This window comes from Lipingzhangella halophila, from assembly GCF_014203805.1.
GTDB classification, from domain to species: domain Bacteria; phylum Actinomycetota; class Actinomycetes; order Streptosporangiales; family Streptosporangiaceae; genus Lipingzhangella; species Lipingzhangella halophila.
Genome location: NZ_JACHJT010000001.1, coordinates 5,352,321 through 5,367,080, shown reverse-complemented (window position 1 = coordinate 5,367,080; position 14,760 = coordinate 5,352,321). Strand labels below are relative to the sequence as shown.

Here is a 14,760-nt window from a genome sequence, read left to right as displayed (position 1 = left end):
GCCCGCCAGCCTAGCGACCATCAGGACCGGGCGTGCGTCCGGCCTGCTCGCGTTCTCCGGTCGGCTCGACGAGGTGCCGGAACGCCTCCAGGTTGCGCAGGGTGTGCCCGCCGTTGACGCGCCACTGCCACTCCTTGCGGATCGACGAGGCGAACCCCCGTTCCAACGCCCCGTTGAAGTTCTCGTCGGAGTAGGTCAGAACGCACCCGAGGAGCCGGTCGACCTCGTCGGGAGTGACGCTGAACAGCGGCAGCCGGCCCACGATGTAGACGTCGCCGACCTCGTCCGCCGCGAAGGCCATGCCGTACATGGTCTCGTTCTTGTGCATCAGCCAGTGGTAGAACCCGCCGTGGTTCTCGTCGGGTTGGCGGCAGAAGAACGCCTTCAGCAGCAGGCTGTACTCGCCGACGTTCAGCCAGACGAGGGTCTTGAGCCTGCGCTCGCCGGGCAGAGTGACCAGGAAGGCGTCCGGGCGGGGGCGTTCGAACTCCAGGTCGGCGGCCTTGATAGCCGACTCGATCGCCAGGATGGCGTTCTCGTGCTCCTGCGATGGCATGTGGGCGACTCGCTTACTGGTTGGCGGCCACGGGCAACGGCTCGCTGGTCAGCGTCCCACGGTAGACGTTCAGCAGGCCGTCGACGGTCGCCCCCCAGCTCAGCTGTGCCGCGTGCGTGACAGCGGCGCGTCCCAGAGCGTCGCGCCGGCCCGGTTCGCTGATCAGCCGGTGCAGCGCCCGCGCGAAGTCCTCGGGGTCGTGGCCGTCCACGAGCACGCCCGACATGCCGTCGCGGACGGCCGTGGGCAGGCCGCCCACCCGGGAGGCGACCACCGGTGTGCCGCACGCCTGGGACTCCACGGCGACCAGGCCGAACGACTCCGAGTACGAGGGCACCACCGTGGCCGTCGCCGCCCGGTAGAGATGGGCCACTTCGGCGCGGGAACGCGGCGGCTCCATCCGGACCACGTCGAGGATGCCGAGGGAGCGGGCGAGCGCGGCCAGGCGCTGCGGCTCTGTGTCGTCGGAGCCGGACACCCCGCCGACGACGGCCACGACGAGCCGGTCACGCAGGGTCGGATCGCGTTCGAGGAGCGATGCCGCGGCGCGCAGGAGGACATCGGGCGCCTTCAGCCGCTGCAGACGCCCGACGAAGAGCAGCAGCTCGGTGTCGGGGGGCAGCCCGGCGCGCCGCAGCGCTTCCTGGCGCGATCCGGGGGCGAACACGTCGAGATCGACCCCGGGCGGGACCGTGCTGATCCGGGCGGGCTCGGCGCCGTAGTACCCGGTGAGTTGGCGGGCCTCGTCGGCGGTGTTGGCGACCAGGTGGTCCGCGCTGCGCACGAGGTGGTCCTCGCCGCGGACCCGGAGCTCGGGTTCGGGGGAGTCGCCGCTGGCGAGGTGGGCGTTCTTCACCTTGGCCATGGTGTGCATCGACTGGACCATCGGAACGCCCCACCGGTGCGCGGCCGCGAGCCCGGCCCGGCCGGACAGCCAGTAGTGGCCGTGCACGAGGTCGTAGTACCCCGGTGCGTTGCGGGCCTCGGTCTGCAGTACCCCGAAGATGAACGGGCACAGGTGCTGGGCGAGGGCCTGCTTGTCGAGGTCACCGAACGGGCCAGCTGCGATGTGCCGCACACTCACGCCGGGCGCCAGCTCGACCACCGGCGGCTGGTCGGGACGCGATGCCCTGGTGAAGACGTCGACCGCGACGCCGCGCTCGGCGAGCCGTTTGGCGACCTCGACCACGTAGACGTTCATCCCGCCGGCGTCCCCGGTGCCGGGCTGTTCGAGTGGTGAGGTGTGCAGGCTCATCGTCGCGATGCGAGAGGGATTCGGGGGGCCTTCATGACCCGGGAACCACGCATCGGGCACATCAGGGCTGTACGGCACCAACTGTCGGCCCTTTCTCTCCTCCGGTGGCCACTCCACCCCGCTTCAGTCAGTTATCAACAGTGGCGGGGGCGCAAGGTGTTCCCATGATGGATGTCGGGGGCCTTTCGGAGCGCAACCGGGGGTGGGGGAGCGCGGGGCTCGGCAGTACCCCGATGCGCCGCTCATGCGGATTCGGCGTCTTCGCCATTCGGCACCGAAGGTGTCCGTGCGGACACCTTCGGTGCCGAGAACGTCCGCAGGGTCACTCTCGATACGGACCCGCCACGGGCCGGCTCAGTCGTCGCCGTTGCCCGGCTCGGTCCAGCCCTCCACCAGGAAACCCACTGCCTCGGGAATCGTCGGGTTCCAGGCGTCGAAGTCGTGGCCGCCTTCGGGGAAATGGGTCTCGACGCTCATGTCACGCTCCCGCAGCAGCTTGGCGAACCGTTCGGCCTCGCCGTGGATGCTGCCCGATTGCAGCGGGGTGTGGTCGTCGGTCCCCTCGATGAGCTTGAACCGGATGTCGGCGACCCCGGGATTGTCCAGGAGCTGGTCGGGCGCGTGCGCGGAGTCGGGGCTGGGACCGAAGGTGCCACTGGGGTCGTCGACCTTGAAGTAGCCGGCCCAGCTCACCACCTGGCGGTAGATGCCGGGGTTGCGCAACGAGAGCGCCGCGGCCCCGTAGCCGCCCATGGAGAAGCCGCCGATCGCGCGGAGCTCCCGCGGTCGGCGCTGGTCGCCCTCGACCTCCTCGATCGCCTTCTGGGTCACGAACGTCTCGATGTGGAACCTGCCGTCGGCGTCGTCGCCCCATTCGGTGTCGCTGCGGCCGGTCTCCTGGCCGTAGGGGGCGGCGACCACGAACTGCACGCCGTGGCGGCACATCGCCTCGTCCATGAGTGGTCCGACGCCGGCATCGATGATGTCGCGGTGCGTGCCAGTGGAGCCGTGCAGCAGGTAGAGGACGGGTACGCCAGCGTCGTCGGGGCCGGGCGGGCGCCGGATCCACACGGGCCGCTTGCCGTCCGGAGCGCCGCGGTCGGGGACGCGCACGATCTCGTCCTCGCCGGGCTGGTCGCAGGCTGCTACGTCGCCGGGGCGCGGCTGGATCTCCGGGACCTGGTGGCCCGGTGTGTCCGCGTACGGATCTTTGGCGGCAACACTGCCCCCCGACTCGATCCCCGGCACGGGACCGGGGCCCTGGGCGGTGGCGAACGTCGCGGCGGCGGCCACCGCGAAGGACGCGGCGACGAGCACCGTTGTCCTGCGTGAGAGCGTTGTGAACACACCGAGCCCCCCGGGGTGGTTCCGTGGCTCCGCCACGCGGGTGGACACCGGCGGCGGAACGGTCAGGTTCGTCGTTTTCCGGGAATGTGGATGAAATCGGGCCTCACCCAATGTAATCAGCGATTCTGGAAGTAGCTTAGCGCGACGCGCCAGACGCGCAGGGTAGTTGTCGATGAGACGGATGCGCCAGAGTTCCCTGACCGCGGGGGGTGAGTGCTGTTACCCGGGGCCCGACGTCGCGTAGTACTACCCCAAGTAGACTCAGAAGTATGAATCGGTTGGGTGACCTTGAACGCGCGGTTATGGAGGTACTGTGGGCGCAGGACGAGGCCCTCACGGTCCGCGAGGTCAGTCGGGCTCTCGCTGACCGGGATCTCGCCCACACAACGGTGATGACCGTGCTCGATCGGCTCGCCAAGAAGGGGGTCGTGGCCCGATCCCGCGAGGGCCGTGCTTGGCGCTACCGCCCGGCAGCCAGCCGGGAGAGTTATGTCTCCGAGCTCATGATTGATGCTCTCGGTCAGACCGGAGATCGTGACGCCGCTCTGGCAGCGTTTGTACGCTCGATGGACGGCAACGAAGCCGAAGCGCTTCGCCGCGCCCTAGCGGAAAGCGACCAGCCAAGGACGTAGCCGAATGGTCAGTGCCGCCCTACTCGCCACCATCGCAGTTGGCTGTCTCATCGCTGCGGCACGGCTACGTCGGGCCTCATGGCCCGCCCGCGGCCCCTACGTCGCCGTCATCGCCTGGCAGGCGCTGGGTCTGGCCTGGGGAATCTCCACCATCGGCGCGCTGCTCGCGTTCGGTCTCGCCCCCTACGGGAAGGGGGCCATCGGAGGGCTCTTCGCTCTTTCCGCGGACGTCTCCGCGCACGGCCTGCACCTGGCCAAGTTCGCCGCGGCCCCGTTCGGCGCCCCCCGGGTCGCCGCTGTCCTCGTGGCGTTCGGCCTCACCCTGGTGCTCTTCTGCGGCCTGGTGGCGTCCACGGTCCACGTGGTCCGGACCCGCCGGCGGCACCACGACCTGCTCGAACTCGTCGCCCGCGACGACCCGGAGGTGCCCGGTGCGCGCGTCCTCGACCACCCGGCGGCCGCCGCCTACTGCCTTCCCGGTGTCCTGCGGTCGAAGGTGGTCATCAGCGCGGGTGCGCTGCGGGTGCTCGACCGCAGCGAGCTGTCCGCGGTGCTCGCGCACGAGCACGCCCATCTCCGGCAGCGCCACGACCTCGTGCTGCTGCCGTTCTCCTCACTGAAACGCGCCTTCCCGCGCGTCCGGGTGCTCGACACCTACTACCGCGCGGTCGCGCTGCTGATCGAGATGTGCGCCGACGACCAGGCCCGCCGCGAGCGCTCGGCCAAGGAGCTCGCAACGGCACTGATGCGGTTCGGGACCGCGGGCAACACCCAGGTCCCCGCTGGTGCCATGGCCGCCAGCGACGCAGAGCCCGAGGTGGTCACCCGCGTTTCGCGGCTCATCACGCCGGCAGAGGAGCTTTCGCGCCCCGCGACCACCGTCGTACTGACCTCGGCGTTCGTGTTGATGGTAAGTTCGCTGGCGCTGTGGAACCTGCCCATCTGAGCCGTACCGTGCGGGAACGATTCTCCGGGCACCCGGCGTTGAGCGAGTGAGGCCCGGATACGGGCCTCACGGTTGGCCAACCGTCTCGTAAGGTTCGGAGCTCCTCGTGGTCAATACGTCAATCGGGTTCCTGTGGCAGATCCTCTTCATCGCGATCTTCGTAACGACGCTGTACGCGCTGATCGAAGCCCTGCGGACACCTGCGCAGGCGTTCCCCGCGGCGGATAAGCAGACGAAGGGCCTATGGACGGCTCTGCTCGGCGTGGGGACTTTCGTCTCGCTGAGCGCCGCCCTCGGCTTCGGCGCCTTCTTCACGATCCTCGCGCTCGCCGCCGCCCTGATTTACCTGGTCGACGTCCGGCCGGCCACCCGCAGCATCGGACGCGCGGACGGCCCGTGGTAGCACCGCGGACCGGTGCCACCGCGACTCGTTGAGGTCGCGCACCGCCGCCACCGCCGCTCCGGTGTAGGCGGGATCGCGTGTGTAGAAGGCGTGCCCGAGGATCTCCGGGGGAAGCGCCTCCCCTTCCTGGGCGTCGTAGCGCCGGGGGTCCGGAAGCGGTTCCGCGCGGTCGACGGTCGTCCACCCGCCGTCACGCTCCAGATGGATCGGGCCGCCTATGGCGTCGGTCGCGCGCCAGAGGTTGCGCCAGCCGTGCAGCCGGTGGGCGAGGTCGGCGAGCGCGTCCGGGCCGAAGTAGGCCGGGAAGTAGCGCCCGTAGAGCCGGTACAGCGGAGAGCCGTGCGTGAGCAGCGTGACGTAGGGGAGGCACCGTTCCGGCATCTGCCACATGGTCGCGGCCGCCAGCACTGACCCCTGCGAGTGCCCGGAGAGCACGACCCCGGTCCCATGCGCGGTCATTCCCGCGATCCTGGCGGTCAGTTGCGGGACGGCGCGCTCGGCATAGGACGGGGGCGCCAGCGGGTGCGCCACCCGCGGCCAGAACGTCCCGACGTCCCACAGTACGCCGAGCGCCTGCCGGGTCGGCCGGTCCCGGTAAGCACTGCGGCCCAGCCACACCACCGCCGCGAGGACGAACCCGCCCAGCCACGAGCCGGTCATCACCAGGAGCGAGACCGCTCCCTGCACCCACAGGGTGGAGTCGGCGGCCACCGCGGCCGGCGTGATCTGGGCCCCGTCCACCGGGGTTGCGGTCAGGCGGCCGGTGATCGCGGCGTAGAGGACCAGCAGCACCAGCGCGACGGCCGGCAGCATGAACGCGGTGAGACAGGCGGGCAGGGTCTCGGTCATGCTGCCCATGGCGCGGGCCCGGGCGATCTCCCGGGCGCGTGGGGCCTCAGGGTCCTTCTGGTACTCGGCGGCCACGTCGCGCGCCTCGGCGCGGGTGCGGCGCCACAGGAACAGCGCCAGCGCCGCCAGCGCCGCCAACGCGATCGCCGCCTCCATGCTGAACGCGAGCTGCAGCCACGAGTAGGCGCTGGGTGGGCGCAGTACGATGCAGCCGGCGGCCTCGGCGCCCGGGTAGTAGCAGCCGCCGAGCCACCCGGCGGCCTGGTAGACCACCGCGGCGGAGAAGACCCCGCCGAACAGCACACCGAACGCGGCCGTCGCCGGGCCGGCCATGCCGCGCATCGCGGTGTCGGAGTGCACCCGGTTCGTGCGGTAGAGCACCACGGCGGCCAGCACCAGCAGCAGCGCCAGCGCGCACTGCACCGCGAGCAGCGTGTTCAGCCCTACGGCGTAGCCCGGCAGCCGGCCCTGCGCGGTCCAGTCCGGGCGCGGCCAGAGCAGGTAGCTCACTGATACCGCCAGTAACAGCAGTGACGTGTCGCGCAGCACGCGGCAGACAACATCGGCCCGCCGGTTCCACCACGGATCGGTACCGGGAATGAGCACGCACACGGTGCTGCCGGCCAGGGTGAGTCCCAGGAGCCCGGCGAGGACCGCCCCGGAGGCGGCGGTGCCGGCCGCCAGGTCATGGACCAGCGCGGGGGTGAGAAGCAGCGCGGTCACCACGCCGACGGCCACGGCGATGTGCGCCGACCGCAGCCTCCCCAGGGTCTGGCTGTTCCGCCAGAAGTCCGGGTCGCTCAGCGGCGCGTCGTCCGCCGATGGCGCGCCGTTCGCGGTCATGGTGACGTCATAGACACTGCTGGTACGCCGCGAGAGCCGCCACAGCGCCAGCACGATCGCGAGCGGCAGCAGCGCTCCGGCGGCCAGGGCCCGCCCGGGCTCGGCGAGAAAAGCGCCGGGAGCGGACAGGAAACCGAGCCACGGGCGGAGCTCGGCGCACTGGGTTCCGTAGCCCAGGCACTGCCAGGCCACCAGGTCCATCCCAATGCCGGCGCCGGCCAGGACCAGCAGCGCCGTGAGGCTGAGGGAAAGCAGGCGTACGGAAAGTCCGTAGCTGTAGTCGGCCCACCGGTAGATCCGCGAGGGCGGCCGGGCGCCGCGCCGTCCTGGGCGCATCCAGTAGGCGACATTGACCAGCATGAACGGCAACAGAAGCAACCAGAGCGCGCGCGAAGACCGCCCGGAGGTCAGGTTGCCCCAGGCGAAGATCTCGCGGGGGACGTCGCGGACCACCTCGGTGTCGCGCTTGCGCCGCCACCGGAAGAACCCGGCGAGGCCGTCGCCGCCGACCCGAACCGCCGGTTCGACGTCGAGTAGTTCCTCGGCCTGGCCTCCGCTGACCCCATGAACGCGCAACTCCACGACGCTCTCACCCGGCATGCGGGAAGGCATTCCCGCGTGTGGCCGGGCTACACCCGCTGCGTGCCGGCTCCCGTACCGGTGCCGGTTACTGGACGAGGGAGTCGCCGTCCGGGAGGTTCCAGGTGTTGCAGGCCCCGGGGGTCTGCTCGTCCATCCCCTGTTTCAGCCAGTACGTGCCGTTCTCGGCGGAGCCGTGGGTGCGCTCCTCCTCGGGGCCGTCCTCGCGGTCGGCGGTGGACGAGGCGTCCTCAAGCACGGTCTCGCGGTCGTCCTCGCTGACGGGGTAGGTCAGTGCGACCGAGCCCAGAAACGTCCCGGCGAAGCAGTTGGCCTGCAGCTCCGCCTTGCGGGTCCAGATGTTGCGCTTCTCGGTGGTCTCCTGCCGCCGCCGTTGCTCGTGGTAGTGCTCCAGGAGGCCCGACTCGCCCTGGACGTGGTGCCCGTACTCGTGCGCGAGCAGCGACGCGTAGACGATGCTGTTCTCCGCGCCGTTCCACTTCTCCACCACATCCGCGGTACCGACATACACGCTCTTGTTCGTCCGGCAGTAGAAGGCCCCAGCGGCGGAGGGGTACTCGCGGCACGGGCTGGTCCCGGCCTCGCTCCAGAAGACGCGCCGCGGCGGTTCGTAGGGGATGCCCGCCTCGCGGAACTGGGCACTCCACGCGTCGTCGAGGCAGTCGGTCAGGGTGTTCAGGAAGTTCTCGACCGAGCCGGGATCGTCGATGTCGAGCTCGGGTGCGGGGCAGGGCAGCGAGGCGAGGCGGTCGGTGTCGTACAGCGGGTTCGCCGTGAGAGCGCCGTCGCCCACCGGACGCTGGGCGTTCCCGTCGAGGACCGGCGGGCGGGCCAAGTCGCGGGTGCCGTAGTCGGCCTGATCACCGGAGCCGGGCTGCTCAGCACCCGGGTCGGACGCCTGCCCCGGACCGGGGCCGCTGGTGGTGTTCCAGGTGAGAGCGGCCAGCACGAACACCAGGGCGAGCAGTCCCGCGTAGAGCGCCCTGCGATGCCCAGTGGCGTGCCCCCCGGTGAGCCGGCGGGCCTCGCGGGTCAGTCGACCAAGCCGTCCTGGGCGGACCACGTGTTGCACGCGGCCGGGTTCCTCCGATCCATGCCGTGGGCCGTCCACATCGATCCGTTCTCGGGTGAGCCGTGCGTCCGCTCGTCGGGGTAGAAGTCGCCCCGGCGTTGCGCATCCTCGAGGATATTCGCACGCGTATGGGAGTCGATCGAGAGGGACTCTTCGGCTGCCCCGAGGAAGTTGCCGCCAAGGCAGTTCGCCTGGAGCTCACTGCGCCGTGTCAGGTCGTCCTTGTCCTCTTCGTCGTGACGCTCCTCACCGCGGGCGCTGTGCAGGTAGCCGAGGATGCCTGACTCTCCCTGCACGTGATGGCCGTACTCGTGGCTCAGCAGGAAGGTGTACGCCTCGGGGTGCTTACTGTTGCCCGAGTTCTGGGCGATGTCCTCCAGTCCGAGGTAGAGGCCGTTGTTGGCCTTGCAGTAGAACGCGGCCACGCCCGGTGCGGGGTAGCTGCCGCACGGGCTCTGGCCCGAGGTGTACCAGTAGATGCGCTGCGGCTTCTCGAACTTTATCCCGCTGGACTCGAAGTGCTCGCTCCAGGCTTTGTCGAGGCAGTCGGTGATCTCGTGCAGGAAGTTCTCCATTGACTCCTGGTCGTCCGGGTCGAGGTCCGGCGCCTCGCAGGTGACCTCGGCGAGTTCCCCGTTCTCGTAGAGCGAGTTGGCCGTCAGGACCTTCTCGCCGGCATCCGCCTCGGGCGGGGGCTCGCCTTCGGTGGTACCGCCTTCCGGGGCGGTGGTGGCCTCGCTGCTGTCGACGAAGGCGGAGAAGGTCAGGAAACCGGCCAGGCCGGCGGCGGACAGGCCGGTGAGCAGCGCGACGATGACCCCGGCGCTGAACCGCTGCCGCGGCCGGCGCGAGGGGGTGGGAAGGGAGTACGGGCTGTCGCTCCCGCTGCCTCTGCTCCCGCGCAGCGCGTCCGAACCCGGTCTCGCCATGAGGCCGCTCACCTCCCGACACCCTTTCGATCAATGCTGGGCAGCGCTCTTTCGACGTTGACGATTATGCCGCCCACCGGCACGGCCTGTGGATCCCGCTGCCGATCCGTAACCCGATTGTCCGACGTCGGCCGCGGGAGCGAGCCGATAGGCTCTCCCGCCATGGGGTGGGTCCTACTCGCACGCACGGTCACCATGACCGGGGCCGTCGTTGTGCTCTGCGGCGCCGGTCCCGCCACAACGCCGGTGGCCGCCGAACCGCTGGCCGCGCCGGCGGTTCGGCAGGCCGGGCTCGCCTCGGCGGATGACCACGACACCCTGCCACAGGAGGATGAGGACGCGCCGATCACCAATGAGGTCTCGCTGCGCCTCGACAGTGACGGGGTACTCCATGGCACGGAGACCATCACCTTCAACGAGCCCGCTCCGGAGGAGTTCACCCGCACCTTCGTGACCCAGGAGCCCTACGACAACACGCACGACCGGCGTTACGAGGTCACCAAGGTCACAGCGGAGGACGCCGACGGCGAGACGGTCCAGGCCGACTCCACCGAGCGGGAATCCCAGGAGGGCGAGTCCCTCGATGTGACCATGGACACCGCCGGGTCCGACACTGTTGTGCTGCACTACGAGGTGCGCGGCGCCACAGACAGCGTTGGCGAGGGGATCGAGCTGGAATGGGCCGCCGTTGGCGGGTACAGCGAACCCGTCGCCGGGACCACGGTCGTGGTCGACGCCCCCGCCCCGCCGATCGCCCTGTCCTGCACCGCCGGCGCGGCACGCAGCTCGATGTACTGCACCGTCTCGGACATGGGCGGGCACGAGGCGGACACCGCCCGGTTCATGCAGGCGAACATGGAGCCCGGCCAGAGTCTGGGCATCGTCGTCACCTACCCCGCGGACACGGCCCCCGGTACCCCGATACTCGACGAGAAATGGACGCTCACCTCCGCGTTCGCCATCACCCCGGGAACCGCGAGCGTCTTCGGGCTGCTGCTCGTGGTGCTGGTCGGCGGGCTCGTCATGATCGTTCGGGAACGCGGGCGCGACGAACGGGCCGTGCGCGCCGAGGCGGCCGCGGGCGACAGCAGCCCTCTGGCCCCGGGGAAGGAGGGCATGCGGTTCCGCCCTCCCGACGACGTCCATCCCGGCCAGATCGGCACGCTCATCGACGAGCAGGCCGACGTCGTGGACATCACCGCCACCATTGTCGACCTCGCCGTACGCGGACACCTCACGATCCGGGAGCTGCCACACGAGCACTACACGTCGGTCGACTGGCAGCTCGAACGGCTTCCGAACGGCCAGCACGACCCGTTGCTGCCCTACGAGCGGCTGCTGATCGACGCGATCTTCGGGCGCCGCGGCCGTATCACCCTGGCGGAACTGGGCAGCGAGCGGTTCGCGGACCGGCTGGCCGAGGTCCGTGACGAGCTCTACCGCGACATGGTGCGCCTCAAGTGGTTCGCGCGCCGCCCGAACCTGGTCCGGTCCCGCTGGACGACCGGCGGAATCGCGCTTACCGCAGTGGGGGTGCTCCTCACCGTGCTGCTGGCGGTCTTCACCCAGGCGGCCTTCACCGGCCTGGCCGTGATCATCGCCGGTGCCGCGGTGACCGTGGGCGGGCAGTTCATGCCGGCGAAGACCAGCCAGGGAAGCCTGGTGTTCGCGCACACCCTGGGTTTCCGGTCCTTCCTGATGAGCGCGCGGGCGGAGCAGGTGCCCGAGCAGCACCGGGTCAGCGTGTTCTCCCGCTACCTGCCGTACGCGATCATCTTCGACAACGTGGACCGCTGGGCGAGGGTTCTGGCGGCGGCCGGCGCGGACCAGATCGAGGACAACGGACTGCCCTGGTACAAAGGGCCCGAGGACTGGCGGCTCCAGGACTTCGCCGAGTCCATCAAGATGTTCACCCTGACACTGGCGGGTGTCATCTCGAACACCCGCCAGTTCCGGACACTCAACTAGAGGAAACGATGAGAGCGGTCGTGCAGCGGGTCAGCCACGCGTCGGTGACCGTGGCGGGCGAGGTTGCCGGGGAGATCACCCGGCCGGGGCTGATGGCACTGGTCGGCGCCACGCACACCGACACCGAGGCCGAAGCGCGCAAGCTGGCCGCCAAACTGTGGGGCCTGCGGATCCTCGATGGCGAGCAGTCCTGCTCCGACATCAGCGCTCCGCTGCTCGTCGTCAGCCAGTTCACGCTGTACGGCGACGCCCGGAAGGGCCGCCGCCCCACCTGGCAGGCAGCAGCCCCCGGCACCACCGCCGAGCCGCTGGTCGACGCGGTGGTCAAGGAACTCCGCGACCTCGGCGCGCATGTCGAGACCGGCGTCTTCGGCGCGCAGATGTCGGTCGCGCTCACCAACGAGGGGCCCTTCACGGTGATCCTGGAGGTGTGACGGCCCCCTGCGGTTACTCCGCTATTCCGCCGTCGCGACCACCGGTTCGAACTTGTAGCCCAGGCCGCGCACCGTCACGATGAACTCGGGGTTGCCCGGGTCGGCCTCGATCTTGGCGCGCAGCCGTTTGACGTGGACGTCGAGGGTCTTGGTGTCGCCCACGTAGTCGGCGCCCCACACCCGGTCGATGAGCTGCATCCGGGTAAGGACCCGTCCGGCGTTCCGGAGGAGCACCTCCAGCAGCTCGAACTCCTTGAGCGGGAGCTGCACGTGCTCGCCGCGGACCGTGACCACGTGCCGCTCCACGTCCATCCGGACCGGACCGGCCTCCAGCGCCGAGGGGAGCAGCGCCTCGTCCTCGCCGCGACGGCGCATCACGGCCCGGATGCGCGCCACGAGTTCCCGCGACGAGAACGGTTTGGTGACGTAGTCGTCCGCACCCAGTTCCAGCCCCACGACCTTGTCGATCTCGCTGTCCTTGGCCGTGAGCATGATCACTGGGACGTTGGACTTCTGCCGCAGCGTCCGGCACACCTCGGTACCGGGTAGGCCGGGCAGCATCAGGTCGAGGAGCACCAGGTCGGCGCCGGAGCGGTCGAACGCCTCCAGGGCTTCAGTCCCGGTGGTCGCGACCGCGACCTCGAAGCCTTCCTTGCGCAGCATGTACGACAGGGCATCGCTGTAGGATTCCTCGTCCTCAACGACGAGTACACGCGTCACTGTGCCGCCTCCCGATTGCTGGTTTCCGGGGAGTGCGTTCGCTCCCGGGTCTCGGGCCGGGGGAGACGCAAGGTGAACGTCGACCCCGATCCTTCCTTGCTCCACACGGTCACTTCTCCACGGTGGTGAGTCATGATGTGTTTGACGATCGCCAGGCCGAGACCGGTCCCCCCGGTCGCCCGGCTTCGAGCCGCGTCCACACGGTAGAAGCGCTCGAAGACTCGTTCCAGATCCTGCGCCGGTATGCCGATTCCCTGGTCGGCCACGCTGATCTCAACTGCGGTGTCGGTCACCTCCGTCAGCACGGATACCCGGGTGCGTTCGGGGCTGTAGGCGACCGCGTTGGCCACGAGGTTTCGTAGGGCGGTGACGAGTAGGCTTTCGTCGCCGAGGGCCACGATGCCCTCGACTCCGCTGGAGACCAGTTCGATCTCCTTGGTGTCGGCCGCGGTCTGCACCGCGTCGAGTGCCTCCTGGACCACGGTCTCGACGTCGATCCTGTCGGGTTCGGCGATGGGTTCGGCACCCTGGATCCGGGACAATGTAATCAGGTCCTGGATTACGCTGGTGAGGCGGGATGTCTCTTGCTGCATTCGGCCGGTGAACCGGCGGACGGCCTCTGGGTCGTCGCTGGCGTCGGCCACGGTTTCGGCCAGCAGCGACAACGCCCCCACAGGCGTCTTGAGCTCGTGGCTGATGTTGGCCACGAAGTCCCGGCGGACCGCCTCGACGCGGCGGTGCTCGGTCTGGTCCTCGGCGAGGACCAGGACCAGCCCGGTACCACCCAGAGGGGCTACCCGTACCGCGAAGGAGGTGGCATCGGGCCCGAACTTGCGGACGGCCACTTCGATCTCGGTCTCGCGGATCACACCGTCGCGGCGCACCTGCCGGGCCAACGCGAGCAGGTCACCGATGACGAGCTCCGAGCCGCGTACGATCCCGTAGGCGCGGGCCGCCGAGCTGGCCCGCAGAACGCGGTCGGCGGAGTCGAGCACCACGGCCGAGGACGGCAGGGCTGCGAGAACCTCGGCGATGCCGGCCGGCAACTCGGCCTGGGCCGGGGGCTCAGGGGATGTGTTGCGGCCCCGCTCGCTGAATCGGAACGCAAGTCCCGCCGCGACGCCCGTCACGAGTCCGACGAGCCCCGCGATAGCGCTGAGCAGCTCCCCTTGCACAGTTCGATCGTAAGCCGAAATGGCCAGGCGTTACCCCAATGGCCTCGACTTGGAACCGAGGTTCGCTCGATATTCACTGTCCCTTACGAGATGATTCAGCCGCGAACTGGAACGATGTGAATTATGCGCGACACCTACCATGAGGAGCTTGAAGCCCTCAGTGAACGCCTCATCGAGATGACGAGGCTGGCCCGGCACGCAATTGCCCGCGCGACAACCGCTCTGCTCGATGCCGACCTCAACGCCGCCCAGGAGGTGATTTCCGGCGACGAGCAGATCAACCGGCTAGACGACGAGATCGAGACCAGCACGTTCGAGCTCATGGCTCGCCAGCAGCCGGTAGCCAAGGATCTGCGCACGGTCATCACCTCGCTGCACATGGCCGGGGACTTGGAGCGCATGGGAGACCATGCCGTGCACATCGCCAAGATCGCCCGCCGCCGGCACCCCGAGTCAGCGATCCCGGCCGAGCTGCGCTCCATCGTGCTGGAGATGGGCCACCAGGCCGAGCTGCTCGTGATCAAGGCCGGTGAGGTGGTCAACGACCGCGACGCCGACACCGCGAGGGAGCTCGACGCCGATGACGACCGCATGGACAAGCTCCGCCGCAAGCTGCTGAAGCGCATCCTCGACCCGGGCTGGAAGCACGGGGTGGAGGCCACGATGGACGTCACCCTCGCCGGGCGGTTCTACGAGCGGTTCGGCGACCATGCCGTGCACGTTGCCGACAACCTCGTTTATATGGTGACGGGAGAGAAGGTCGACGATCACGAGCGCGAGGTGTAGTCAGACCCCTGCGGGTACCCATCCGACCGACCTCCCGGTACTATGAGGAAGATCACAGTCCGCGGTGTGCGGGTGCCGTGAGGGACGCGTGGTGGAGCGGTGGTGGCCGGCGGCCCCTTCGGTTTCCTCTTTCCGGTAGGGGAGCCCGGCCATCTCAGGACCCGGAGTGACGCGGTGTTGACCTCGGGTGCTCCGCCCCGGAGCACCCCGAGTGGTGTTTGTCAAGACCTAAATTGTGGCGCTGA

The 14,760-nt window shown here is 69.5% G+C and carries 13 protein-coding genes and 1 pseudogene; 6 read left to right on the top strand and 8 right to left on the bottom strand.

Features of this window, described 5'->3' with window-relative positions; all coding sequences use genetic code 11:
* Nucleotides 1-10: 10 nt before the first annotated feature.
* From F4561_RS24320 to F4561_RS24310, 3 genes are all read right to left on the bottom strand, one after another.
* A complete protein-coding gene (locus tag F4561_RS24320; RefSeq protein WP_184581985.1) occupies nt 11-556 on the bottom strand; it encodes a YbjN domain-containing protein in 546 nt (181 codons plus the stop codon).
* Between the two features lie 13 nt (nt 557-569).
* Entirely contained in the window at nt 570-1,811 is a 1,242-nt protein-coding gene (gene mshA, locus F4561_RS24315) for a D-inositol-3-phosphate glycosyltransferase (protein WP_184581983.1), read from the bottom strand.
* 354 nt (nt 1,812-2,165) lie between these two features.
* Complete coding sequence (locus tag F4561_RS24310; RefSeq protein ID WP_184581981.1) at nt 2,166-3,158, bottom strand: alpha/beta hydrolase; 993 nt, start codon at nt 3,156-3,158, stop codon at nt 2,166-2,168.
* Nucleotides 3,159-3,427: 269 nt separating this feature from the next.
* On the opposite strand from F4561_RS24310, the gene F4561_RS24305 reads away from it, so the two are divergent.
* The 3 genes from F4561_RS24305 to F4561_RS24295 all read left to right on the top strand — a co-directional run bounded on the left by F4561_RS24305 (nt 3,428) and on the right by F4561_RS24295 (nt 5,139).
* Complete coding sequence (locus tag F4561_RS24305) at nt 3,428-3,790, top strand: BlaI/MecI/CopY family transcriptional regulator (RefSeq protein ID WP_184581979.1); 363 nt, start codon at nt 3,428-3,430, stop codon at nt 3,788-3,790.
* 4 nt (nt 3,791-3,794) lie between these two features.
* Nucleotides 3,795-4,736 carry a M56 family metallopeptidase gene (locus tag F4561_RS24300; protein ID WP_184581977.1) on the top strand — a complete coding sequence of 314 codons (942 nt, stop codon included), beginning with the start codon at nt 3,795-3,797 and terminating at the stop codon, nt 4,734-4,736.
* A gap of 106 nt (nt 4,737-4,842) precedes the next feature.
* Nucleotides 4,843-5,139 carry a DUF2516 family protein gene (locus F4561_RS24295; protein WP_184581976.1) on the top strand — a complete coding sequence of 99 codons (297 nt, stop codon included), beginning with the start codon at nt 4,843-4,845 and terminating at the stop codon, nt 5,137-5,139.
* A gap of 36 nt (nt 5,140-5,175) precedes the next feature.
* On the opposite strand, the pseudogene F4561_RS32820 reads toward F4561_RS24295, so the two are convergent.
* The 3 genes and pseudogenes from F4561_RS32820 to F4561_RS24285 all read right to left on the bottom strand — a co-directional run.
* Nucleotides 5,176-7,431, bottom strand: a pseudogene (locus F4561_RS32820) (hypothetical protein); the annotation flags it as partial.
* Between the two features lie 67 nt (nt 7,432-7,498).
* The gene (locus F4561_RS24290; protein WP_312885510.1) at nt 7,499-8,503 is read right to left on the bottom strand and encodes a neutral zinc metallopeptidase; all 1,005 of its coding nucleotides are present in this window, start codon (nt 8,501-8,503) and stop codon (nt 7,499-7,501) included.
* Nucleotides 8,464-9,432: a neutral zinc metallopeptidase gene (locus F4561_RS24285; RefSeq protein ID WP_184581974.1), complete on the bottom strand. Its 969-nt coding sequence runs from the start codon at nt 9,430-9,432 to the stop codon at nt 8,464-8,466. The genes F4561_RS24290 and F4561_RS24285 overlap by 40 nt, the downstream gene beginning before the upstream one ends.
* Nucleotides 9,433-9,594: 162 nt before the next feature.
* Here F4561_RS24285 and F4561_RS24280 point away from each other — a divergent pair, with 162 nt between their 5' ends.
* Both F4561_RS24280 and dtd read left to right on the top strand, forming a co-directional pair.
* Entirely contained in the window at nt 9,595-11,400 is a 1,806-nt protein-coding gene (locus F4561_RS24280) for a DUF2207 domain-containing protein (protein WP_246437272.1), read from the top strand.
* A gap of 8 nt (nt 11,401-11,408) precedes the next feature.
* A complete protein-coding gene (dtd, locus tag F4561_RS24275) occupies nt 11,409-11,834 on the top strand; it encodes a D-aminoacyl-tRNA deacylase (protein ID WP_184581972.1) in 426 nt (141 codons plus the stop codon).
* A gap of 21 nt (nt 11,835-11,855) precedes the next feature.
* On the opposite strand, the gene F4561_RS24270 is transcribed toward dtd, so the two are convergent.
* On the bottom strand, nt 11,856-12,554 hold the full coding sequence (locus F4561_RS24270; RefSeq protein ID WP_184581970.1) for a response regulator: 699 nt from the start codon (nt 12,552-12,554) through the stop codon (nt 11,856-11,858).
* Nucleotides 12,551-13,729, bottom strand: coding sequence for a sensor histidine kinase (locus F4561_RS24265; RefSeq protein WP_184581968.1), 1,179 nt, complete (start codon nt 13,727-13,729; stop codon nt 12,551-12,553). The genes F4561_RS24270 and F4561_RS24265 overlap by 4 nt, the downstream gene beginning before the upstream one ends.
* A 123-nt stretch (nt 13,730-13,852) precedes the next feature.
* Here F4561_RS24265 and phoU point away from each other — a divergent pair, with 123 nt between their 5' ends.
* Entirely contained in the window at nt 13,853-14,515 is a 663-nt protein-coding gene (gene phoU, locus F4561_RS24260) for a phosphate signaling complex protein PhoU (protein ID WP_184581966.1), read from the top strand.
* Nucleotides 14,516-14,760 lie beyond the last annotated feature (245 nt).

Excerpts from the sequence above, each read along its gene's own strand:
- dtd (WP_184581972.1), top strand. The coding sequence starts at position 11,409 with ATGAGAGCGGTCGTGCAGCGGGTCAGCCACGCGTCGGTGACCGTGGCG.
- F4561_RS24285 (WP_184581974.1), bottom strand. The coding sequence starts at position 9,432 with ATGGCGAGACCGGGTTCGGACGCGCTGCGCGGGAGCAGAGGCAGCGGG.
- F4561_RS24280 (WP_246437272.1), top strand. The coding sequence starts at position 9,595 with ATGGGGTGGGTCCTACTCGCACGCACGGTCACCATGACCGGGGCCGTC.
- mshA (WP_184581983.1), bottom strand. The coding sequence starts at position 1,811 with ATGAGCCTGCACACCTCACCACTCGAACAGCCCGGCACCGGGGACGCC.
- F4561_RS24320 (WP_184581985.1), bottom strand. The coding sequence starts at position 556 with ATGCCATCGCAGGAGCACGAGAACGCCATCCTGGCGATCGAGTCGGCT.
- F4561_RS24305 (WP_184581979.1), top strand. The coding sequence starts at position 3,428 with ATGAATCGGTTGGGTGACCTTGAACGCGCGGTTATGGAGGTACTGTGG.
- F4561_RS24300 (WP_184581977.1), top strand. The coding sequence starts at position 3,795 with ATGGTCAGTGCCGCCCTACTCGCCACCATCGCAGTTGGCTGTCTCATC.
- phoU (WP_184581966.1), top strand. The coding sequence starts at position 13,853 with ATGCGCGACACCTACCATGAGGAGCTTGAAGCCCTCAGTGAACGCCTC.